Source organism: Pseudonocardia nigra, assembly GCF_019396355.1.
GTDB lineage: Bacteria > Actinomycetota > Actinomycetes > Mycobacteriales > Pseudonocardiaceae > Pseudonocardia > Pseudonocardia nigra.
The window spans coordinates 169-628 of record NZ_JAHKRK010000570.1 but is presented as its reverse complement, the minus strand read 5'-3'; the positions used below and the strand labels follow the sequence as shown (position 1 = coordinate 628).

General features: G+C 67.0%; 1 protein-coding gene. It reads right to left on the bottom strand.

The features are described 5' to 3' along the window. A partial coding sequence (locus KME75_RS42245; protein ID WP_219420704.1) for a hypothetical protein occupies positions 1–460 on the bottom strand: 460 nt, incomplete at both ends.

Sequence of the window (460 nt, the reverse complement as noted above, 5' to 3'; positions counted from 1 at the left end):
ATCAACCAGCACTCCCGGCAGCAAGGCAAGCACCCCGACCACCACGGCGTGTCGCACCGGGGCCGGGCCTCGCCTCGGCTGGATTAGCCGGTAAAAGGAGACACCACCTCCACCTACTTCGAGATCGCCGAGCCCGACACCTCCCTCGCCCGCGATGAACACGGCCACGTCCTCCCCGACCAAGATGGCAAGGACGGCAAGGACGGCAAGGACGGCAAGGTCGGCAAGGACGGCAAGGACGGCAAGGACGGCAAGGACGGCAAGGACGGCAAGGACGGCAAGGACGGCAAGGACGGCAAGGACGGCAAGGACGGCAAGGACGGCAAGGTCGGCAAGGTCGGCAAGGTCGGCAAGGTCGGCAAGGTCGGCAAGGTCGGCAAGGTCGGCAAGGTCGGCAAGGTCGGCAAGGTCGGCAAGGTCGGCAAGGTCGGCAAGGTCGGCAAGGTCGGCAAGGTCGGGG